Consider the following 20,390-nt stretch of genomic DNA (forward strand, 5'->3'; position numbering starts at 1 on the left):
AGTGCGAATACTTGTGCTAACGTCATGGCTAACGTTCTCAGTGCTCGCCGCACGCGTTGGCGGGCTTTTTTGCATCGTCGCAAGGGAGTCAAACAGTGCCTGAGATCACAATTCCAGCTACGCCCCAATCCTCCTCCCCAGCTAATCCCCAGGCGGGATGATGCCGTCAGGCTTTCTCACCGGCACGATAGCGGCAATTTGACCCACTTACTGGATAGAGAGTTTTCCTTATGTCACAGCCTACGCTCAAGAAGGATGCTTTTCTGGCGGCGCTTGCCCGTCAGTGGCAACGGTTCGGCCTCAGTTCCGCACAGCAGATGACGCAACATCAATGGTGGGAAGCCGTCAGTGCGGCGCTGGCCGAGCAGTTGGCCGCACAGCCGGCGCCGCGCAAAAGCGCCAAATCGCTGCGCCACGTGAACTACATCTCGATGGAGTTTCTGATCGGCCGGCTGACGGCGAACAACCTGATCAACCTGGGCTGGTACGACACCGTCGAGCAGGCGCTGGCGGAGCAGAACGTCAAGCTGGCGGATCTGCTGGAGCAGGAAACCGATCCGGCGCTGGGCAACGGCGGGCTGGGGCGGCTGGCGGCCTGTTTCCTTGACTCGATGGCGACGGTGGAGCAACCGGCCACCGGGTATGGGCTGAACTATCAGTACGGGCTGTTCCGCCAGTCGTTCCAGGGGGGGCAGCAGCAAGAGGCGCCGGATAACTGGCAGCGCGAGAGCTACCCGTGGTTCCGCCACAACGCCGCGCTGGCGGTGGACGTGGGCATCGGCGGCAAGCTGGAAAAGCAGGCCGACGGCCGCGAACTGTGGCGCCCGGCCTTCACCCTGCGCGGCGAAGCCTGGGATCTGCCGGTGCTGGGGTATCGCAACGGCGTGGCGCAGCCGCTGCGCCTGTGGCAGGCGACCCATCAGCATCCGTTCAACCTGAGCGATTTCAACGACGGCAAATTCCTGCAGGCGGAGAAGCAGGGCGTAGAAGCCGACAAGCTGACCAAGGTGCTCTACCCGAACGACAACCATCAGGCCGGCAAGCGCCTGCGCCTGATGCAGCAGTATTTCCAGTGCGCCTGCTCGGTGGCGGACATTTTGCGCAAGCACCATCAGGCCGGCCGCAAGATTGAAGAGCTGCCGAAGTACGAAGTGATCCAGCTGAACGACACCCACCCGACCATCGCCATTCCGGAAATGCTGCGCATTCTGCTGGACGAACACCAGCTGGAGTGGGAGGCGGCCTGGGCGATCACCAGCAACACTTTCGCCTATACCAACCACACCCTGATGCCGGAAGCGCTGGAGTGCTGGGATGAAAAACTGGTGCGCAGCCTGCTGCCGCGCCATTTCTCCATCATCAAACAGATCAACGCCAGGTTCAAAAAGCTGGTGGATAAGCACTGGCCGGGCGACGAGGCGGTGTGGGCCAAACTGGCGGTTCACCACAACAAGCAGGTGCGCATGGCCAACCTGTGCGTGGTCAGCGGCTTTGCGGTCAACGGCGTGGCGCAGCTGCACTCGGATTTGGTGGTGAAGGATCTGTTCCCGGAATATCACCAGCTGTGGCCGAACAAATTCCATAACGTCACCAACGGCATCACGCCGCGCCGCTGGCTGAAACAGTGCAACCCGGCGCTGTCGGGCCTGATCGACGAGACGCTGAAGGTGGAATGGGCGAACGATCTCGACGCGTTGCGCGGGCTGGAAAAATTCGCCGACGACGCGGCGTTCCGCCAGCGTTATCAGCAGATCAAACGCGACAACAAGGTGGCGCTGGCCCATTACGTGCACGGCGTGATGGGGTTGACGCTCGACCCGGACGCGATTTTCGACGTGCAGATCAAGCGTCTGCACGAGTACAAACGCCAGCACCTGAATCTGCTGCACATCCTGTCGCTGTATCGCCAGCTGCGCGACAACCCGAATCTGGACATCGTGCCGCGCGTCTTCCTGTTCGGCGCCAAGGCGGCGCCGGGCTACTACCTGGCGAAGAACATCATTTACGCGATCAACCAGGCGGCCGAGAAGATCAATAACGATCCGCTGGTGAAAGACCGCCTGAAAGTGGCGTTCATTCCCGACTACCGCGTGTCGGTGGCCGAACTGATGATCCCGGCGGCGGATATCTCCGAGCAGATCTCCACCGCCGGCAAAGAGGCCTCCGGCACCGGCAATATGAAGCTGGCGCTGAACGGCGCGCTGACGGTCGGCACGCTGGACGGCGCCAACGTCGAAATCGCCGAGCAGGTGGGCGAAGACAATATCTTTATCTTCGGCAATACCGTGGAGCAGGTGAAGGCGATACTGGCGAAGGGCTACGATCCGCTCAGCTACCGCAAAAAGGACAAGCACCTGAAGGCGATTTTGGATGAGCTGGCGAGCGGCGCGTTCAGCCACGGCGACAAGCACGCGTTCGACATGATGCTGCACAGCCTGCTGGAGGGCGGCGATCCCTATCTGGTGTTGGCGGACTTCGCCTCGTATTGCCAGGCGCAAAGCCGGGTCGATGAACTGTACCGCGATCGGGACGAATGGACGCGGCGGACTATCCTTAACACCGCGCGCGTCGGCATGTTCAGCTCGGATCGTTCGATCCGCGATTACCAGCAGCGCATCTGGCAAGCCAAACGTTAAGGAGAACGAATGGATCGCAAGCGTATCGATCAGGCGGCGGCACAGGCGGGGATCGCCGCCGATTTCATCAATGCCCACGGCAAGCGGCAGGCGATTGAACCGGAGACCAAGCGCAAGCTGCTGGCGGCCATGAATCGGGCCGAAGCCGCGCAGGAAGGGGCGGCGTCGCCGTTACCGGCGGTCAAGGTGTTCTATCAGGGCGCGCCGTTGGCGTTGACCCCGGCGGGCGAAGGCGAGTACCTGTGGGCGCTGCAGCGTGAAGACGGCGAATGCCTGCAGGGGCGCGTCGGCGCGCGCAAGACCCTGACGCTGCCGGGCGATCTGCCGGCGGGCTACCACCAATTGACGCTGAGCCAGGGCGCGCGGCAGTGGTCATGCCGAGTGATCGTCGCGCCGAGGCGCTGCTTCGAGCCGAACGCCTTGCTGACCGGCAAGAAGCTGTGGGGCGCCTGCGTTCAGCTGTATACGCTGCGTTCCGATCGCAACTGGGGCATCGGCGATTTCGGCGATCTGCGCCTGATGGTGGAGCAGGTGGGGGAACGCGGCGGCGCTTTCGTCGGCCTCAATCCGATCCATGCGCTGTATCCGGCCAACCCGGAGAGCGCCAGCCCCTACAGCCCCTCGTCGCGCCGCTGGCTGAATCTGGCGTATATCGACGTCAACGCGGTGGAGGATTTCCAACGCAGCGACGCGGCTCAGCGCTGGTGGCAGAAGCCGGCGACGCAGAAGCAGCTGGCCAAGGCGCGCGCCGCGGAGTGGGTGGATTACACCGCCGTGATGCAGCTGAAGCTGGCGGGGCTGAAGCTGGCGTTCCCGCTGTTTCAGGCGCGCAAGCCGAACGACGCGCAGCGTCAGGCGTTCGAACGGTTCGTGACTGAGGGCGGCGAAAGCCTGTATCAGCAGGCGGCGTTCGATGCGCTGCATGCCCACCTGGCGGCCAAAGACGCCAGCCAGTGGGGCTGGCCGGCCTGGCCCGAGCGCTATCGGCGTGGGCAGAGCGAAGCGGTGCGGCAGTTCTGCGATGAGCATCAGGACGCGGTCCGCTTTTACCTGTGGCTGCAGTGGCTGGCGGCCACGCAGTTCGCGCAGTGTTTCGAACAGAGCCGGCAGCAGCAGATGCCGATTGGCCTGTATCGCGATCTGGCGGTCGGGGTGGCGGAAGGCGGGGCGGAAACCTGGTGTGACCGCGAACTGTACTGCCTGAAAGCGTCGGTCGGCGCGCCGCCGGACATCCTGGGGCCGCTGGGGCAAAACTGGGGCTTGCCGCCGATGGATCCGCACGTGATGGCGGCGCGCGGTTATCAGCCGTTCATCGATCTTTTGCGCGCCAACATGACCAGCTGCGGCGCGCTGCGCATCGATCACGTCATGGCGCTGCTGCGGCTGTGGTGGATCCCGTATGGCGAAACCGCCGATCGCGGCGCCTACGTCAAATACCCGGTGGACGATCTGCTGGCGGTGCTGGCGCTGGAAAGCCAGCGCCACCGCTGCATGGTGATCGGCGAGGATCTCGGCACGGTGCCGGTGGAGATCGTCGGCAAGCTGCGCGACAGCGGCGTCTATTCCTACAAAGTGCTGTATTTCGAAAGCGACGGCGAACACCATTTCCGCGCGCCGCAGGCCTATCCGGTGCAGGCGATGACGACCATCACCACCCACGATCTACCGACGCTGCGCGGCTACTGGCAAAGCGACGATCTGACGCTCGGCAACCGGCTGGGCCTTTACCCGGATGCGGAGATCCTGCGGGCGCTGTTCGCCGATCGGGAACGCGCCAAGCAGGGGCTGCTGGACGGGTTGCATCGCTATGGCTGCGTGCCGCAGAAGGTGGGCAAGAAGGCGGCGCTGCTCGGCATGAGCCCGCTGCTTAACCGCGGCCTGCAGCGCTATGTCGCCGACAGCGCCAGCGCCCTGCTCGGCCTGCAGCCGGAAGACTGGCTGGACATGGCCGATCCGGTCAATATTCCCGGCACCAGCGATCAATACCCTAACTGGCGGCGCAAGCTGACCGAAACGCTGGAGGAGATGTTCGCCGATCCGCGGATAAACCGGTTGCTGAAGGATTTGGACAAACGGCGGCGCAAGGTGTCGGTGGGCTGAAAACGACAATGCCGGAACGGGTTTCCCCCTTCCGGCATTGTGTTATCCACCGCGGCGCGAGCGCCGGGGATCAGTAATAGGAGTGCTCGCCGCGCTGGTGCTCGGTCAAATCGCGCACGCCTTTCAGCTCCGGGAATTTCTGCAGCAGCTCTTTCTCGATGCCTTCTTTCAGCGTGACGTCGACCATCGAACAACCGTTACAGCCGCCGCCGAACTGCAGGATCGCCATGTTGTCGTCGGTGATCTCCATCAGCGTCACGCGGCCGCCGTGGCCCGCCAGCTGTGGGTTGATCTGCGACTGCAGCACGTATTCCACGCGCTCCATCAGCGGCGCGTCGTCATCGACCTTGCGCATCTTGGCGTTTGGCGCTTTCAGCGTCAGCTGAGAACCCAGCTGGTCGGTCACGAAGTCGATTTCGGCGTCTTCCAGATACGGCGCGCTCAGCTCATCGACATAGGCGGACAGTTTGTCGAACTTCAGTTCGGTATCCGTCGCTTCTACCGCGTCCGGCGGGCAATAAGAGACACCGCATTCGGCCGTCGGCGTGCCCGGGTTGATCACGAATACGCGGATTTGGGTGCCTTCTTCTTGATTTGCCAGCAGTTTGGCAAAGTGTTCCTGTGCAGCATCTGTTATACGGATCATAGCATTAGCTCAATAGTTGACTTCTATAGTCGGTTATAATACGCCCATTGCCGTGGCACTACAACGTGCGGCAAACGCACCATATCTGCACCGAGGCGGCGCCTTGCCGCCGCAACAGCGCCGCGATCTCCGCGACGGTGCTGCCGGTGGTCACCACGTCATCCACCAGGGCGATATGCCGGCCGGCGACCGGCACCGTGCAGGTGAAAGCGCGCTGCAAATTGCGCCTGCGCGCTCCGGCGCTCAGCCGCTGTTGCAGGGCTGTCTTGCGCACCCGGCGCAAAGCGGCGGGCCGATAGGCGCAGCCCAGCCAGCGCGCCAGCGGCCGGGCCAGCAGATCGCTCTGGTTATAACCACGGCGCCAACAGCGTGATGTATGCAAGGGTACCGCTAAAATCAGGTCGGGTCTGTTCAGATTCTGCTCTCTGCGCGCCTGCTGCCACCGCAACAGCATCAGGCGTGCCAGCGTCGGTGCCAGCTCGGGCGCGCGGTGAAACTTGAACCTCTTTACCAGTTGGCTGAGGGGCGCAACGTAGTCGCCGACGAACACCAGCCGCTGCCAGGGCGGCGGCCGTTGCAGGCAGCGGCCGCAGGGCATTTGCGTTTCCCCGGCGGGCAATCCGCAGCACGGGCAACACGGCGGGTGGGCCGGCAGATGGCGCAGGCAGCAGCTGCAGATGCCATGACGCATCAGACTCAACGGCTGTCGGCATAGCCAACAGCGGCTGCGGATTGATAGCATAGAGCCTCCGAGACGGATAAGCATGAAAGGACAATAACCAATGACAGCGCTGTACTGGCAAACAATAGGTGAGGGCGAACGCGATCTTGTGCTGCTGCACGGCTGGGGCTTGAACGCCGAAGTGTGGAGTTGCATTCAGGCGCGACTGGCGCCGCATTTTCGCCTGCACCTGGTCGATCTGCCGGGTTATGGCCGCAGCCAGGGGTTCGGCGCGTTGTCGCTGGCGCAGATGACGGAAATCGTGCTGGCGGCCGCCCCGCCGCAGGCCTGGTGGCTAGGCTGGTCGCTCGGCGGACTGGTGGCCAGCCAGGCGGCGCTGATGCAGCCCGAGCGGGTCAAGGGGCTGATCACCGTAGCCTCCTCGCCGTGCTTTGCCGCCCGCGATGAGTGGCCGGGGATCCGCCCGGACGTGCTGAGCGGTTTCCAGCATCAGCTGAGTCTGGATTTCCAGCGCACCGTCGAGCGTTTTCTGGCGTTGCAGACGCTGGGCACCGAGAGCGCGCGTCAGGATGCGCGCCAGCTGAAAGCGGTGGTGCTCAGCCAACCGACCCCGAGCGTCGAGGTGTTGAACGGCGGGCTGGAGATCCTGCGCACCGCCGATCTGCGCGTGCCGCTGGCGGAGTTGAATCTGCCGCTGCTGCGGATCTACGGCTATCTGGACGGGCTGGTGCCGCGCAAGGTCGCCGAGCTGCTCGATGCCGCCTGGCCGCATTCTGCGTCGCAGATCGTGGCCAAAGCCGCCCATGCGCCGTTTATCTCTCATCCCGATGAATTTGTGACGATGATCGAAGCGTTTATTGCAGCACATTGAATCCGGTGGGAAATCGCACGATAGGGCGCTAAAAAAAACGCCGCCGGGTGGATAAAAGACAAAGCTGTTCGATACTTAGTGAGTCAATGCGTTGGCTGCAAAATGAAAAGACCGCGTGCGGCGCTTTTCATTTTGGCGTTTCGTCTCTGGGAAACAGGCCCCGTCAGGGAAAGCAACGAGGCCTGAGGATGTCGCGGCAGCCTGCGGTACTACGCATGGATTCTTGACGGCTTTCATAACAGATAAATTATCCATTGAGAGGTTAGTGTCATGAAATCATTGAAGATGATTATTGCAGCGGCAGTGCTGGGTTCGGTGTCTTTCGGCTCCATGGCGGCAACCCTGCTGACCAAGGAAGATCTGGATAAGAACCCGGGTAAATACGAGAAGATCGGCACCGTCACCACGACGGCGGAAACCACGTCACCGATGGATGCCAAGGAAGAGCTGTCCAAACTGGCTGACGAAAAGGGCGGTCAATACTACGTGATCCTGGCAGGCCGCGAACACGGTAAATTCAGCGCCATCGCCGAAGTTTACAAAGACAAGCAATAAGCCTTGAACGGCAAAGGGGCGCCCGTCATGGCGCCCCTGATCGTCAGGCCTTCAGCCGGTAGAACACCGTGCTGCACCCCTCCCCCTGCGGGCAGCTTTTGCAACTGCCGCTCAGACAGGCGCCGTCATCCTGTTCGATGCGTTCCACTTTTCCCATCGCCGTCAATCGATCCAGCATCGCCTGCACCAGCGGCAGTGGCGTCGCCAGCGAGTGGCTAAGCTGCTGCGCCTGGGCGCTGCCGCGCAGCGCCAGCGCATCGCGCACCTGCAGCAGCCCGGCCATCAGTGACAGCTCCCTTTGGCGCTCTGGCAACAGGCCGCCGGCGTGGCGTTGCCCAGGCGCACCGTGACGCGGCTGCGCGCCCGGCGCAGGCCGAACAGCACCAGCAGATTCACCAGCACCACCGCCAGGATCGCCGTCAGGCTGTACTGCGGGTGTTGATTGAAGGTGGCCGCCTGATAGAACAGCGTCGCCAGCGAGTAGGCCACGTTCAGCCCCCACAGAATAGAGAAGGTCATCCAGCCGCGGCTCGATTCACGGGCGATGGCGCCCATCACCGAGACGCAAGGCACATACAGCAGCACGAAGATCAGATAGCTGTAGGCGGAGATGCCGGAGCCGAATTTGCTGCTCATCACGCCCATCGAGCCGACGCCCATCTCGCCGTCGCCCTTGCTGGCTTCGATCGGGTTGGAGAGCACGCTCAGGCTGAAGGTATTTTTCAGGCCTTCCCAGGTTTCGTGCAGCGCGCCGCCCAGTTCATCGAGCAGGTTGAAGTTGGCGGCGTCGAACGCTTCTTTGTTGATGCGCTCGGCGGTGTACAGCGTATTCAGCGTACCGACCACCACTTCTTTCGCCATCGCGCCGGTCACCAGCCCGACGGTGGCCTGCCAGTTATCGCTGTGGACGCCCATCGGCTGCAGCAGCGGCGTCAGCACCTTGGAGACCGAGGCCAGCGCGGAGTCGTTGATGTTGTCGACCGTCTTGCCGCTGAACGAGAAGCTGTTCAGGCCGCCGATGAATATGCTGGCCACCACGATCACCTTGCCGGCGCGCAGTACGAAGCCTTTCAGCCGCTGCCAGGTTTGCAGCAGCAGGCTTTTCAGGTGCGGCACGTGGTAGACCGGCAGCTCCATCACGAACGGCGAGGCTTCGCCGCGCATGAGGGTGTATTTGAGCACCAGGCCGGTAAGGATCGCCACCGCAATGCCGAGCATGTACAGCGAGAACACCACCCCGGCGCCGTCCTGGCCGAAGAAGGCGGCGGCGAACACCGCGAAGATCGCCAGACGGGCGCCGCAGGACATGAACGGCGCCATCATGATGGTGATCAGGCGCTCGCGCTGGGCATCCAGCGTCCGGGCGCCCATGATGGACGGCACGTTGCAGCCGAAGCCGACGATCAGCGGCACGAAGGATTTGCCCGGCAGCCCGAGCGCCTGCATCAGGCGATCCATCACGAACGCCGCGCGCGCCATGTAGCCGGAATCCTCCAGGAACGACAGAAACAGGTACATCATGCCGATCTGCGGCACCAGCGGCAGCACGGTATTGATGCCGCCGCCGACGCCCTGCGCCAGGAAAACGGTCAGCCAGTCGGGGAAGTGCAGGGTGTAGCCGAGCCACTGAATGCCCTGAATGAAGATCGCCGCCGAGCCGATATCGAAGATCGGCTGCAGCGCGCCGCCGATGTTGATCGCCAGCAGGAACATCAGGTACATCACCAGCAGGAAGATCGGCACGCCCAGCCAGCGGTTGAGGATCACTTTATCCAGCAGCTCGGTCAGACGGTTGGGCATCGCCTGCTGCGAGTTGCTGACCGCATCGCACAGGGCGGCGATGGACTGGTAGCGCGCGTCGGCGATCACCAGCGCCGGGTCTTCCTGCTGCTGCTGTTGCAACGCCTGGGCAGCCGCAGGCAACAGCGCGACGGCGGGGCCGGCCAGCCGGTGACTGTAGATGTCGCCCTCCAGCATTTGCAATGCCAGCCAGCGGCGCTGCACCGCCGGCAGCGTTTGCGGCATGGCGTCGCTCAGCGTGGCGACCGCTTTCAGCAACAGCGGTGGGTAGTTCACCAGCGCCTGCTGTTCGTTGATGTGATGATTGTCGATCATCTGTTTCAGCACGCCGATGCCGTCGGCGCGGGTGGAGATCATCGGCACTACCGGGCAGCCGAGGCGCGCCGACAGCGCGGCGACGTCGATATCGATATGCTGACTTTTGGCGATGTCGAGCATGTTCAGCGCCACGATGCAGGGAATGCCCAGCTCCAGCAGCTGCAGCGTCAGGTAGAGGTTGCGCTCCAGGTTGGAGGCGTCGACCACGTTGATCAGCAGATCGGCGTCGCCGCTCAAAATGTAGTGGCAGGCGATCTGCTCGTCGAGCGAGGTTTGCTCTGAAATGGTGGTCAGGGAGTAGGTGCCGGGCAAATCGACCAGCCGTACGTCGGACTGCGGGGTGGTGAAATGGCCTTCTTTGCGTTCGACCGTCACGCCCGCCCAGTTGCCGACCCGTTGGCGTGCGCCGGTCAGCTGGTTGAACAGCGTGGTTTTGCCGGAGTTCGGGTTACCGATTAAGCCGATGGTGAGTTTTTTCATAGTTCAGCGTGTCGTCTTCAAGGAGAACAGCGCCGGCGCAAAGGCGCGTCGGCAAACGGAGAGCGCGTCGGCTCAGGGCTGGCCGTCGAGCTGCAGCAGCGCCAGATCCTTCCTGCGCAGCACCAGGCTGACGCGGCGAGTTTTAATTTCTATCGGATCGCCCAGCGGTGCGACGCGCACCACGTCGAACGAAGAGCCGGGCAGCATGCCGAGCGATAACAGTTTCTGGCGGTAGGCCGGCGCAATTTCACCGGAAAAGCCGACAATCTTATACGTGCGTTTAGGTTGGAGCTGCATGTGATTAACCTTCCGGGTGCCGATGAGCATCGGGCTGATGATAATTGGACGTTGCCGGCGAAAATGCCACGCCGTCGGCGGTATTCATCCATAAGGTCATGCAATAAAGTGAGCGCAAATAATAGTAATTATCATTATCGCGTTCAATACAAAAAGTAAGGGTATTGTAACCAATTATTATGGCGTCGACAGTTTTTGATGGCGTTGTCTTGATTAACGACGTTTTACCACCGGTTGCGCTGGGGAACAAATGAGAATGGCGAGTTAAATCAGTTACGTATTTGTAGCCGAGTTTTCTTGTTTGCAAATATAGATGGTTTTTTCCCTTTATTTATTTCCACCGAAAGGCAATTCAATAACATTATTCCGCCGTAATGCGAGCGGTAACCATTTGTGTTTCTCTCACAATTCGCGAGATGAAAAATGCGTGTTAACGAAGTTGTTAATAAATGGCTGCAGAAGGGATTGTTGTTGCCTGAATAATGGGAGGGTGGTCACGCAGGCGCGGGAAATAAAAAGATGACGGTTTATTGAGGCGGGTCAAGAAATGCCGCAAGTTTTATTCATCAGAAAGGGGCGGAGCAGGCTCTGCCCCCTGTTGGATCTGACTTAGCGTTTCTTGCCGAATGCCGCCGCCAGCGCGTCGCCCATGGCGCTGTTGCCGGCCGGCGCCGCGTTGCGCGGTTTGGCCTTGTTGCCGCCCGCCGAACGGTTGGCGTGGTCGCGCGTCTGTGCAGGCGCGTTGCCGCCGCGGCGCGGTGAACCTTCGCCCGGCTGCTCATCCAGGCGCATGCTCAGCGCGATGCGTTTACGCTGCAGATCGACTTCCATCACCTTCACTTTGACGATGTCGCCGGCCTTCACCACGGTGTGCGGATCTTCAACGAACTTGTCCGCCAGCGAGGAGATGTGCACCAGGCCATCCTGATGCACGCCGATATCCACGAAGGCGCCGAAGTTGGTGACGTTGGTGACCGACCCTTCCAGGATCATGCCCACCTGCAGATCGTTGAGGGTTTCCACGCCTTCGGCGAAGGTGGCGGTTTTGAACTCAGGGCGCGGATCGCGGCCCGGCTTCTCCAGCTCTTTCAGGATGTCGGTGACCGTCGGCACGCCGAACTTGTCGTCGGTGAAGTCGACCGCTTTCAGGCTGCGCACCGCCGAGGCGTTGCCCATCAGGTCCTGCAGCGCCTGCTCGGTGGCGGCCAGGATGCGCTGCACCACCGGGTAGGCTTCCGGGTGAACGGTGGAAGCATCCAGCGGGTTGTCGCCGTGGTTGATGCGCAGGAAGCCGGCGCACTGTTCGAAGGCCTTCGGCCCCAGGCGGCTGACTTTCAGCAGCTGTTCACGGTTGCTGAAGCGGCCGTTCTCGTCGCGCCAGTTGACGATGTTCTGCGCCATCATGCGCGTCAGGCCGGCCACGCGGGTCAGCAACGGCACCGACGCGGTGTTCAGATCGACGCCGACGGCGTTCACGCAGTCTTCCACCACCGAGTCCAGCTTCTTCGCCAGCTGGCTCTGGCTGACGTCGTGCTGATACTGGCCGACGCCGATGGATTTCGGGTCGATTTTCACCAGCTCCGCCAGCGGATCCTGCAGACGACGGGCGATGGACACCGCGCCGCGCAGCGACACGTCGAGATCCGGGAACTCCTGCGCCGCCAGTTCTGACGCGGAATACACCGACGCGCCCGCTTCGCTGACGATCACTTTCTGCGCCCGGACGTCGCCGAACTGCTTTTGCAGGTCGAGATAGAAACGCTCGGTTTCACGCGAAGCGGTGCCGTTGCCGATGGCCACCAGCTCCACGTTGTGTTTGATGCACAGCGCCGCGACGATGGCGGCGGCTTTGGCCGCTTGCCCGGTGTGCGGGTAGACGGTGTCGGTGGCGACCAGCTTGCCGGTCGCGTCGACCACGGCGACTTTCACCCCGGTGCGCAGGCCCGGATCGAGGCCCATGGTGGCGCGCATGCCGGCCGGCGCGGCCATCAGCAGATCATGCATGTTGCGGGCGAAAACGTTGATCGCTTCATCTTCCGCGCGCTCGCGCACCGTGCCCATCAGCTCGGTTTCCAGGTGCAGCAGCACCTTGATGCGCCAGGTCCAGTTGACCACCGCCTTGCGCCAGGCGTCGGCCGGGGCGTTGTTCAGGCGCAGGTTGAGGTGATTGATGATGATCAGCTCCGCCTGGCTTTCGCGCGGCGCTTCCTCAAACTGCGGATCGGCGTTCAGCGCCAGCTGCAGCACGCCTTCGTTGCGGCCGCGGAACATCGCCAGCGCGCGGTGCGAAGGCACCTGGGAAATCGGTTCGTGGTGATCGAAATAGTCGCGGAACTTGGCGCCTTCTTCTTCCTTGCCCTCGACCACTTTGGACACCAGATGGGCGTTTTTCCACAGGTAGTCGCGCACCTTGGCCAGCAGCGTGGCATCTTCGGCGAAGCGCTCCATCAGGATATAGCGCGCGCCGTCGAGGGCGGCTTTGACGTCCGCCACGCCCTTGTCGGCGTCGACGTAGCGTTCAGCCAACTGTTCCGGCTGCTGTTGCGGATCCTGCCACAGTGCGTCCGCCAGCGGTTCCAGACCGGCCTCGATGGCGATCTGGCCGCGGGTGCGGCGCTTCGGTTTGTACGGCAGATAGAGGTCTTCGAGTTCGGTCTTGCTCAGCGTGGCGTTGATCGCCCCCACCAGTTGTTCGGTCAGTTTGCCCTGTTCATCGATCGACTTCAGGATGGTCTGACGACGATCTTCCAGTTCACGCAGATAACCCAGGCGGGTTTCCAGCTGGCGCAGTTGGGTGTCGTCCAGGCCCCCGGTGACTTCCTTACGATAGCGTGCAATAAAGGGCACGGTATTACCTTCATCCAGCAGACGGATGGCGGAGTCGACTTGCTCCGGCCGGGCCTGCAGTTCTGTTGCAATAATGCGGCTCAGTGGGTCATTCATAGGTCTGGTATCTGTATTGAGAACGGTGAATAAACAGGGGACAGTTATACGGATTGATCGGGGAAAATGCCAGTGGAGCGGGCCGCCGCCGCGCGGCCGCCACGTGGAGAACTGCGCAGGCGGCGGCGTTGGCGGCGGTTCGGAAAAAGCTGAAAGCTTACTTCGGGTAGTCTATCTCGTTAACGTACCACTGCGCCTCGCCCAGCGGCGTATTGACGGTGGCGACGTCGCCGACCTCTTTTTTCAGCAGGGCGCGCGCCATCGGCGCGTCGATGGAGATGTAATCCTTGCGGCCGAAGATCTCGTCGTAACCGACGATGCGAAAGCGTTTGGTCTCGCCGTCGTCGTTCTCCACCTCCACCCAGGCGCCGAAGAACACCTTGCCTTCCTGTTGCGGGGAGTAATCGACGATCTTCAATTGCTCCAGGCATTTGGTCAGATAGCGGACGCGGCGGTCGATCTCGCGCAGCCGCTTCTTGTTGTACTGGTAGTCGGCGTTTTCGCTTCTGTCGCCCAGGCTGGCGGCCCAGGTCACTTTCTTGGTCACCTCGGGGCGTTCTTCGCGCCAGAGGTAATCCAGCTCTTGCTTGAGCTTGTCATACCCTTCACGGGTTATCAGTTGAGTTCTCATGGTGATTTATCTTTATGGGGCCACCGCCACAGTGTACGTGAATGCGGGGGGCTTTAGAAATGGCGCGCGGGCCTGCGCGTTGCCGCACGGTTGTTATTCAGTTTGCGCAGCTTTTAACAATCGGGAGTATGCTTAGCGATAGCGGAAAAGGAATGTGACGAAAGGAGGATATCTGGCGAGAGAGACAAGGAATTTTGGCGCACAACCCAACACATTGAAGGTATTACCGCATGGAATTTAAAGATTACTACGCAACGATGGGCGTTGAGCCCAACGCCGATCTGAAAACCATCAAAACGGCCTACCGCCGGCTGGCGCGTAAATATCACCCTGACGTGAGCACCGAAGAAGACGCCGAGAGCAAATTCAAGGAGCTGGCCGAAGCCTATGAGGTGCTGAAGGACGAAGAGCGCCGCGCCGAGTACGATCAGATCCGGCTGCACCGCAACGATCCGAACTTTGGCCGCCAGGCGCGCGGCGATCGCGGCGGCTATCAGCAGAGCGCTTCATGGCACGGCGGCGGTGCCGACGCGCAAGACTTCTCCGATTTCTTCGAAAGCATGTTCGGCGGGCGTGCGGCGGGCGGGCATCGCTCCGCTTCGCACTCGCACGGCGGGCATGGCTTCCGCGGCCAGGATCTCGAGATGGAGGTGCCGCTGTTCCTCGAGGAAACGCTGCATGGCCAAAGCCGCGAGATCTCCTACAAGCTGCCGGTGTACGACGAGCTGGGGCGGCAGGTGAGCGAAGCCAGCAAAACGCTGAACGTGAAAATCCCGGCCGGGGTGGGCGACGGCGAGCGCATTCGCCTCAAGGGGCAGGGCGTGGCCGGCGTGGGCGGCGGCCAGAACGGCGATCTGTATCTGGTCATCCGCCTCGCGCCGCACCCGCTGTTTGAGATCGACGGCCACAACCTGAGCATCGTGGCACCTCTCGCCCCTTGGGAGGCGGCGCTCGGCGCCAGCATTGAGGTGCCGACGCTGACCGGCAAAATCGCGTTGACCGTGCCGGCCGGCAGCCAGAGCGGCAAACGGCTGCGGGTCAAGGGCAAGGGGCTGGCGGGCAAGAAAGAGCCCGGTGACCTGTATGTCATTCTCAAGGTAGTGATGCCGCCGAAGCCGAACGAGAAGGCCAGCGCCCTGTGGCGAGAACTGGCTGAACAGGCGGCGTTCAACCCGCGCGCGGAATGGGAGTAAAGCACATGATGAAAAAAGAGATCACTTTCACCGTGGTGGAACTGTGCCAACGGGTGGAGATTTCAGAGGATGAGCTGGTCGAGATCGTTGGCCTGGGCGTGATCGTGCCGCTGGAGCCGGCGCAGCCGAGCTGGGAGTTCGACTACCCGGCGCTGAGCCATCTGCAGCGTGCGCGCAGGCTGCGGGCCGAGCTGGATCTGGATTGGCCGGGGATCGCCATGGCGCTGACGTTGCTCGATCGGGTTGAGGCGCTGCAGCAAGAGAACCGGCAGCTGCGTCGGCAGCTGGCGCGTTTCCTGCAGACTTCCTGACTCGCCGTCAAAACGCCACCGTGCGGTTTGCCGGTGGCGAAATTGCGTAAAATTGGGCCGCGGCCCCACATTGCGCTGATAAAGGGCGATATTTTGACGAACCCCCGTCGACATTCACTGAAAATTGTTGATAAATGGGGAAAAGAATAAGCTTTGTAACAATTTCGTCTAGAATACATACCATTAAACGCTGTCTCAAATGGCAAGGTTTTCTAACAATATTCGAGTCAGGCAATAAAGCCTTTGGGAGTAATACCATGCAAGAGAATCATAAGATCCTGGTTGTCGATGATGACATGCGCCTGCGCGCACTTTTGGAACGTTATTTAACCGAGCAGGGCTTCCAGGTTCGCAGCGTTGCCAACGCTGAGCAAATGGATCGCTTGCTGACCCGTGAATCCTTCCATTTGATGGTGCTCGATCTGATGTTGCCGGGCGAAGACGGCCTGTCCATCTGCCGCCGCCTGCGCAGCCAGAGCAACCCGATGCCGATCATTATGGTCACCGCCAAAGGTGAAGAGGTCGATCGCATCGTCGGGCTGGAAATCGGCGCCGACGACTACATTCCTAAACCGTTTAACCCGCGTGAGCTGTTGGCTCGCATTCGTGCAGTGCTGCGCCGCCAGGCTAACGAGCTGCCGGGCGCGCCTTCGCAGGAAGAAGCGGTGATCGCGTTCGGCAAATTCAAACTGAACCTCGGCACCCGCGAGATGTTCCGCGAAGACGAACCGATGCCGTTGACCAGCGGCGAGTTCGCGGTACTGAAGGCGCTGGTCAGCCACCCGCGTGAACCGCTGTCGCGCGATAAGCTGATGAACCTGGCGCGTGGCCGCGAATACAGCGCCATGGAGCGCTCCATCGACGTGCAGATCTCTCGCCTGCGCCGCATGGTGGAAGAAGATCCGGCGCATCCGCGTTATATCCAGACCGTTTGGGGTCTCGGCTACGTGTTCGTCCCGGACGGCAGCAAGGCATGAGGCGATTGCGCTTTTCACCGCGTAGCTCGTTTGCCCGAACCCTGTTGTTGATCGTCACCCTGCTGTTCGTCAGCCTGGTGACGACCTATCTGGTGGTGCTGAACTTCGCCATCCTGCCCAGCCTGCAGCAGTTCAACAAGGTATTGGCCTACGAAGTGCGTATGCTGATGACCGATCGGCTGCAGCTGGAGGACGGCACGCTGCTGGAAGTGCCGCCGGCGTTCCGCCGCGAGATCTACCGCGAACTGGGCATCTCTCTCTACACCAACTCGGCGGCGGAGGAGAGCGGCCTGCGCTGGGCGCAGCACTACCAGTTCCTCAGCCAGCAGATGGCGCAGCAGCTCGGCGGGCCGACCGATGTGCGGGTGGAGGTGAACAAGAACTCCCCGGTGGTGTGGCTGAAAACCTGGCTGCAGCCCGATATCTGGGTGCGCGTGCCGCTGACGGAAATCCACCAGGGCGACTTCTCTCCGCTGTTCCGCTATACGCTGGCGATCATGTTGCTGGCGATCGGCGGCGCCTGGCTGTTTATCCGCATTCAAAACCGCCCGCTGGTGGAGCTGGAACATGCGGCGCTGCAGGTGGGCAAGGGGATTATTCCGCCGCCGCTGCGCGAGTATGGCGCTTCCGAAGTGCGGTCGGTGACTCGCGCATTCAATCAGATGGCGTCGGGCGTCAAGCAGCTGGCGGATGACCGCACCTTGCTGATGGCCGGGGTCAGCCACGATCTGCGCACGCCGTTGACGCGTATCCGGCTGGCGACGGAGATGATGAGCGCCGAAGACGGCTATCTGGCCGAGTCGATCAATAAAGACATCGAAGAGTGCAACGCCATCATCGAGCAGTTCATCGATTATCTGCGCACCGGGCAGGAGATGCCGACCGAAAGCAGCGATCTGAACGCCATTTTGGGCGAGGTGGTCGCGGCGGAAAGCGGCTATGAGCGGGTGATTGAAACCGCGCTGTCGCCGGGTGAGCTGATGATGAACGTGCACCCGCTGTCGATTAAGAGGGCGGCGGTGAACATGGTGGTGAACGCGGCGCGTTACGGCAACGGCTGGATCAAGGTGAGCAGCGGCCGCGAGCTGCAGCGCGGCTGGTTCCAGGTGGAAGACGACGGCCCGGGCATCAAGCCGGAAGAGTTGAAGCACCTGCTGCAGCCGTTCGTCCGCGGTGACAGCGCGCGCAGCACCAGCGGCACCGGTCTGGGGCTGGCGATCGTGCAGCGTATTATCGATGCGCACGACGGTGAGTTGGAAATCGGCACCAGCGAACGCGGCGGGCTCTTGATCCGCGCGTATATTCCGTTGCCGATGGAGAAAAAAGAGTCGGCCAACGGCCATCAAACCGCCAGGGAAAACGCCTGACGCGCTTGGCGCGGGCCGCGTCGTTGCGGCCCCGTCAGGACTTCCTGCTCATCACGTAGTATTCCGCCGCATCCTCATGCAACCGACGGCCGGTCGGCGCCTGCCACGGATCGATTAACTCGATGCCGCAGTGGAGGAAGTCTTTGGTATTGCGGGTAGCCAGGGCGGCGCCGTAATGCAGGCAGGTGGCGGCGATTTGGGCATCCGGCACGCTCATCGCTTTACCCAGAAGCCGATTCCTTGCCGTCAATTCCGCGTATTGCATCGCGCACAGCCCATCAAACGGCAATATCTGCCCCTCGAACTTCAATTCAAGAGCGTCCGCCAATTTGAGCTTGAGATCCCGCTGGCGCTTGCCGTCAGGCATGCAGGCGACGCCGCTGAACAGTTCGGCCAGGACAATGGCGCTCAGATAGAGATCGTCATTGTCCTTTTCATTTAGCCAGTTAATGACGTTGTAGTACGGGCTGGGGCGCAGCGTTTCTGAAATGACGTTGGTGTCGAGAATGATCATGCGTTGTCATCTTCATCATCAAAGGTGACGATGCGTGGTGGCACGGCGTCACGCGGTGGGATCTCCAGCTCGACGCCGCCAAATTCGGCGAAGTGCTGATGCATCCAGGTACCCAATCCATAGCGCGGCGGCTTTTTCACCAGCGCCTGTTTCAGGATCATGCGCGCTTCCTCTTCCATGGAATGGCCGTTTTTCGCCGCTGAAATACGCAGCAGCTCTTTGATTTCGTCGTCCAGATTTCTGACGGTGATAGTAGCCATTGAAACCTCCTTTGCTATCAATGATTGCATTGACTTATTTTCTCGCCTTGCTGGTTAAAAAGCAATCGCTGAAAATAAAAAAGGCGCGGGATCCGCGCCTTAGCTGAAGAGGTAACGCTACCGAATTACAGCTTAGGGCCAGCGCTGACCAGCGCGGCGCCCGCAGGCGTGTCGGTGTATTTGTCGAAGTTGGTGATGAAGCGCTCGGCCAGATCCTGCGCTTTTTCCTGCCACTGCTCGAGGCTGGCGTAGGTATTGCGCGGATCGAGGATTTCCGGGTTCACGCCCGGCAGCGCGGTCGGCATCGCCAGATCGAAGATCGGCAGGGTGACGGTTTCCGCCTTGTCGATTTCACCGCTCAGGATGGCGTCGATGATGCCGCGCGTATCTTTGATCGAGATGCGCTTGCCGGTACCGTTCCAGCCGGTGTTGACCAGATAAGCCTGGGCGCCGGCGGCCTGCATGCGTTTCACCAGCACTTCGGCGTACTGCGTCGGGTGCAGCGACAGGAACGCGGCGCCGAAGCAGGCGGAGAAGGTTGGCGTCGGTTCGGTGACGCCGCGCTCGGTGCCGGCCAGTTTGGCGGTGAAGCCGGACAGGAAGTGGTACTGAGTCTGGTTGGCGGTCAGACGCGATACCGGCGGCAGCACGCCGAAAGCGTCGGCGGTCAGGAAGATCACCTTGGTGGCATGACCCGCCTTGGACACCGGCTTGACGATGTTCTGGATATGGTAGATCGGGTAAGAAACGCGGGTGTTCTCGGTTTTCGAACCGTCGTTGAAGTCGATGCTGCCGTCGGCCAGCACGGTGACGTTTTCCAGCAGCGCGTCGCGTTTGATGGCGTGGTAGATGTCCGGCTCGGCTTCTTCAGACAGCTTGATGGTCTTGGCGTAGCAGCCGCCTTCGAAGTTGAACACGCCGTCGTCGTCCCAGCCGTGCTCGTCATCGCCGATCAGCTGACGCTTAGGATCGGTGGAGAGGGTGGTTTTGCCGGTGCCGGACAGGCCGAAGAACACCGCCACGTCGCCTTTCTCGCCCACGTTGGCCGAGCAGTGCATCGAGGCGATGCCTTTCAGCGGCAGCAGGTAGTTCATCATCGAGAACATGCCTTTCTTCATTTCGCCGCCGTACCAGGTGCCGCCGATCAGCTGCATGCGCTCGGTCAGGTTGAAGGCGACGAAGTTCTCCGAGTTCAAGCCTTGCTGCTGCCAGTTCGGGTTGGTGCATTTGGCGCCGTTCATCACCACGAAGTCCGGCTCGAAGTCAGCCAGCTCTTCGTCGCTCGGGCGGATGAACATGTTTTTCACGAAGTGCGCCTGCCAGGCCACCTCGGTGATGAAGCGCACTTTCAGGCGCGAGTCGGCGTTGGCGCCGCAGAAGGTATCCACCACGAACAGGCGCTTGCCGGAAAGCTGTTCGGTGACCAGGTGTTTCAGATCGGCCCACACTTCCGGGCTGAGGGGTTTGTTGTCGTTTTTGCCTTTGCCCTGATCGGCCCACCACACGGTATCGCGGGTGATGTCGTCGCGGACGATGTATTTGTCTTTCGGCGAGCGGCCGGTGAAGATGCCGGTATCGACGGAGACGGCACCCAGCTTGGTGACTACCCCACGCTCAAAACCTTCCAGAGATGGGTCTGTTTCTTCCTTAAACAGCAGTTCATAGCTCGGGTTGTGAACGATTTCGCTAACGTCGTGAATGCCGTAAGCGGCCAGATCCTGAGGGGTTATACCTTTAACGCGCATGTTACTACTCCTTGGTCACAGAATTTCTGGCGGCAATTGTAGGGATCTAACGGTGCGTAACAGC

Annotated in this window: 18 protein-coding genes; 8 read left to right on the plus strand and 10 right to left on the minus strand. The window is 61.4% G+C overall.

What is annotated here, in order from left to right; translation table 11 throughout:
• Positions 1-230 precede the first annotated feature (230 nt).
• A complete protein-coding gene (gene malP, locus ACJ8PI_RS21510; RefSeq protein WP_164134767.1) occupies positions 231-2,636 on the plus strand; it encodes a maltodextrin phosphorylase in 2,406 nt (801 codons plus the stop codon).
• Between the two features lie 9 nt (positions 2,637-2,645).
• Positions 2,646-4,736 (plus strand): 4-alpha-glucanotransferase, encoded by a 2,091-nt coding sequence (gene malQ, locus ACJ8PI_RS21515; protein WP_442528168.1) that lies wholly within the window; start codon positions 2,646-2,648, stop codon positions 4,734-4,736.
• A 70-nt stretch (positions 4,737-4,806) separates the two neighbouring features.
• Here malQ and nfuA read toward each other — a convergent pair whose 3' ends face one another.
• The gene (nfuA, locus tag ACJ8PI_RS21520; RefSeq protein WP_004930777.1) at positions 4,807-5,382 is read right to left on the minus strand and encodes a Fe-S biogenesis protein NfuA; all 576 of its coding nucleotides are present in this window, start codon (positions 5,380-5,382) and stop codon (positions 4,807-4,809) included.
• 58 nt (positions 5,383-5,440) lie between these two features.
• Positions 5,441-6,124 carry a DNA utilization protein GntX gene (gntX, locus tag ACJ8PI_RS21525; protein WP_041037030.1) on the minus strand — a complete coding sequence of 228 codons (684 nt, stop codon included), beginning with the start codon at positions 6,122-6,124 and terminating at the stop codon, positions 5,441-5,443.
• A 40-nt stretch (positions 6,125-6,164) separates the two neighbouring features.
• Here gntX and bioH point away from each other — a divergent pair, with 40 nt between their 5' ends.
• Together bioH and ACJ8PI_RS21535 are read left to right on the plus strand one after the other, a co-directional pair.
• On the plus strand, positions 6,165-6,935 hold the full coding sequence (gene bioH / locus ACJ8PI_RS21530) for a pimeloyl-ACP methyl ester esterase BioH (RefSeq protein WP_039569141.1): 771 nt from the start codon (positions 6,165-6,167) through the stop codon (positions 6,933-6,935).
• Between the two features lie 270 nt (positions 6,936-7,205).
• Positions 7,206-7,490 carry a YdgH/BhsA/McbA-like domain containing protein gene (locus ACJ8PI_RS21535; protein WP_004930765.1) on the plus strand — a complete coding sequence of 95 codons (285 nt, stop codon included), beginning with the start codon at positions 7,206-7,208 and terminating at the stop codon, positions 7,488-7,490.
• Between the two features lie 43 nt (positions 7,491-7,533).
• Here ACJ8PI_RS21535 and ACJ8PI_RS21540 read toward each other — a convergent pair whose 3' ends face one another.
• The 5 genes from ACJ8PI_RS21540 to greB all read right to left on the minus strand — a co-directional run bounded on the left by ACJ8PI_RS21540 (position 7,534) and on the right by greB (position 13,959).
• The gene (locus ACJ8PI_RS21540) at positions 7,534-7,773 is read right to left on the minus strand and encodes a FeoC-like transcriptional regulator (RefSeq protein ID WP_041037028.1); all 240 of its coding nucleotides are present in this window, start codon (positions 7,771-7,773) and stop codon (positions 7,534-7,536) included.
• Positions 7,773-10,088: a Fe(2+) transporter permease subunit FeoB gene (feoB, locus tag ACJ8PI_RS21545; RefSeq protein WP_164134766.1), complete on the minus strand. Its 2,316-nt coding sequence runs from the start codon at positions 10,086-10,088 to the stop codon at positions 7,773-7,775. Before feoB ends, ACJ8PI_RS21540 begins: the two co-directional genes overlap by 1 nt.
• Before the next feature lie 72 nt (positions 10,089-10,160).
• A complete protein-coding gene (gene feoA / locus ACJ8PI_RS21550; RefSeq protein WP_025304553.1) occupies positions 10,161-10,385 on the minus strand; it encodes a ferrous iron transporter A in 225 nt (74 codons plus the stop codon).
• Positions 10,386-10,994: 609 nt separating this feature from the next.
• The gene (locus ACJ8PI_RS21555; protein WP_164134765.1) at positions 10,995-13,328 is read right to left on the minus strand and encodes a Tex family protein; all 2,334 of its coding nucleotides are present in this window, start codon (positions 13,326-13,328) and stop codon (positions 10,995-10,997) included.
• A 157-nt stretch (positions 13,329-13,485) separates the two neighbouring features.
• Positions 13,486-13,959: a transcription elongation factor GreB gene (greB, locus tag ACJ8PI_RS21560; protein ID WP_033636315.1), complete on the minus strand. Its 474-nt coding sequence runs from the start codon at positions 13,957-13,959 to the stop codon at positions 13,486-13,488.
• 230 nt (positions 13,960-14,189) lie between these two features.
• Here greB and cbpA point away from each other — a divergent pair, with 230 nt between their 5' ends.
• The 4 genes from cbpA (at position 14,190) to envZ (ending at position 17,807) form a co-directional block, all read left to right on the plus strand.
• A complete protein-coding gene (cbpA, locus tag ACJ8PI_RS21565; RefSeq protein ID WP_033636314.1) occupies positions 14,190-15,152 on the plus strand; it encodes a curved DNA-binding protein in 963 nt (320 codons plus the stop codon).
• Between the two features lie 5 nt (positions 15,153-15,157).
• Positions 15,158-15,463, plus strand: coding sequence for a chaperone modulator CbpM (locus ACJ8PI_RS21570; RefSeq protein WP_033636313.1), 306 nt, complete (start codon positions 15,158-15,160; stop codon positions 15,461-15,463).
• A 257-nt stretch (positions 15,464-15,720) separates the two neighbouring features.
• A complete protein-coding gene (ompR, locus tag ACJ8PI_RS21575) occupies positions 15,721-16,440 on the plus strand; it encodes an osmolarity response regulator transcription factor OmpR (protein WP_004709363.1) in 720 nt (239 codons plus the stop codon).
• Positions 16,437-17,807: a two-component system sensor histidine kinase EnvZ gene (gene envZ / locus ACJ8PI_RS21580; RefSeq protein ID WP_033636312.1), complete on the plus strand. Its 1,371-nt coding sequence runs from the start codon at positions 16,437-16,439 to the stop codon at positions 17,805-17,807. The genes ompR and envZ overlap by 4 nt, the downstream gene beginning before the upstream one ends.
• A 34-nt stretch (positions 17,808-17,841) precedes the next feature.
• On the opposite strand, the gene ACJ8PI_RS21585 is transcribed toward envZ, so the two are convergent.
• The 3 genes from ACJ8PI_RS21585 to pckA all read right to left on the minus strand — a co-directional run bounded on the left by ACJ8PI_RS21585 (position 17,842) and on the right by pckA (position 20,326).
• The gene (locus tag ACJ8PI_RS21585) at positions 17,842-18,321 is read right to left on the minus strand and encodes a type II toxin-antitoxin system VapC family toxin (RefSeq protein ID WP_033636311.1); all 480 of its coding nucleotides are present in this window, start codon (positions 18,319-18,321) and stop codon (positions 17,842-17,844) included.
• Positions 18,318-18,581: a FitA-like ribbon-helix-helix domain-containing protein gene (locus ACJ8PI_RS21590; protein WP_004930730.1), complete on the minus strand. Its 264-nt coding sequence runs from the start codon at positions 18,579-18,581 to the stop codon at positions 18,318-18,320. The genes ACJ8PI_RS21585 and ACJ8PI_RS21590 overlap by 4 nt, the downstream gene beginning before the upstream one ends.
• 125 nt (positions 18,582-18,706) lie before the next feature.
• Complete coding sequence (pckA, locus tag ACJ8PI_RS21595; RefSeq protein ID WP_015379308.1) at positions 18,707-20,326, minus strand: phosphoenolpyruvate carboxykinase (ATP); 1,620 nt, start codon at positions 20,324-20,326, stop codon at positions 18,707-18,709.
• Positions 20,327-20,390 lie beyond the last annotated feature (64 nt).

Origin of the sequence: Serratia sp. CY82433 (assembly GCF_052166535.1) — a bacterium.
GTDB lineage: Bacteria > Pseudomonadota > Gammaproteobacteria > Enterobacterales > Enterobacteriaceae > Serratia > Serratia sarumanii.

Coding starts and splice junctions, on each gene's coding strand:
- malP (WP_164134767.1), top strand. CDS start 231: ATGTCACAGCCTACGCTCAAGAAGGATGCTTTTCTGGCGGCGCTTGCC.
- malQ (WP_442528168.1), top strand. CDS start 2,646: ATGGATCGCAAGCGTATCGATCAGGCGGCGGCACAGGCGGGGATCGCC.
- nfuA (WP_004930777.1), bottom strand. CDS start 5,382: ATGATCCGTATAACAGATGCTGCACAGGAACACTTTGCCAAACTGCTG.
- gntX (WP_041037030.1), bottom strand. CDS start 6,124: ATGCTATCAATCCGCAGCCGCTGTTGGCTATGCCGACAGCCGTTGAGT.
- bioH (WP_039569141.1), top strand. CDS start 6,165: ATGACAGCGCTGTACTGGCAAACAATAGGTGAGGGCGAACGCGATCTT.
- ACJ8PI_RS21535 (WP_004930765.1), top strand. CDS start 7,206: ATGAAATCATTGAAGATGATTATTGCAGCGGCAGTGCTGGGTTCGGTG.
- ACJ8PI_RS21540 (WP_041037028.1), bottom strand. CDS start 7,773: ATGGCCGGGCTGCTGCAGGTGCGCGATGCGCTGGCGCTGCGCGGCAGC.
- feoB (WP_164134766.1), bottom strand. CDS start 10,088: ATGAAAAAACTCACCATCGGCTTAATCGGTAACCCGAACTCCGGCAAA.
- feoA (WP_025304553.1), bottom strand. CDS start 10,385: ATGCAGCTCCAACCTAAACGCACGTATAAGATTGTCGGCTTTTCCGGT.
- ACJ8PI_RS21555 (WP_164134765.1), bottom strand. CDS start 13,328: ATGAATGACCCACTGAGCCGCATTATTGCAACAGAACTGCAGGCCCGG.
- greB (WP_033636315.1), bottom strand. CDS start 13,959: ATGAGAACTCAACTGATAACCCGTGAAGGGTATGACAAGCTCAAGCAA.
- cbpA (WP_033636314.1), top strand. CDS start 14,190: ATGGAATTTAAAGATTACTACGCAACGATGGGCGTTGAGCCCAACGCC.
- ACJ8PI_RS21570 (WP_033636313.1), top strand. CDS start 15,158: ATGATGAAAAAAGAGATCACTTTCACCGTGGTGGAACTGTGCCAACGG.
- ompR (WP_004709363.1), top strand. CDS start 15,721: ATGCAAGAGAATCATAAGATCCTGGTTGTCGATGATGACATGCGCCTG.
- envZ (WP_033636312.1), top strand. CDS start 16,437: ATGAGGCGATTGCGCTTTTCACCGCGTAGCTCGTTTGCCCGAACCCTG.
- ACJ8PI_RS21585 (WP_033636311.1), bottom strand. CDS start 18,321: ATGATCATTCTCGACACCAACGTCATTTCAGAAACGCTGCGCCCCAGC.
- ACJ8PI_RS21590 (WP_004930730.1), bottom strand. CDS start 18,581: ATGGCTACTATCACCGTCAGAAATCTGGACGACGAAATCAAAGAGCTG.
- pckA (WP_015379308.1), bottom strand. CDS start 20,326: ATGCGCGTTAAAGGTATAACCCCTCAGGATCTGGCCGCTTACGGCATT.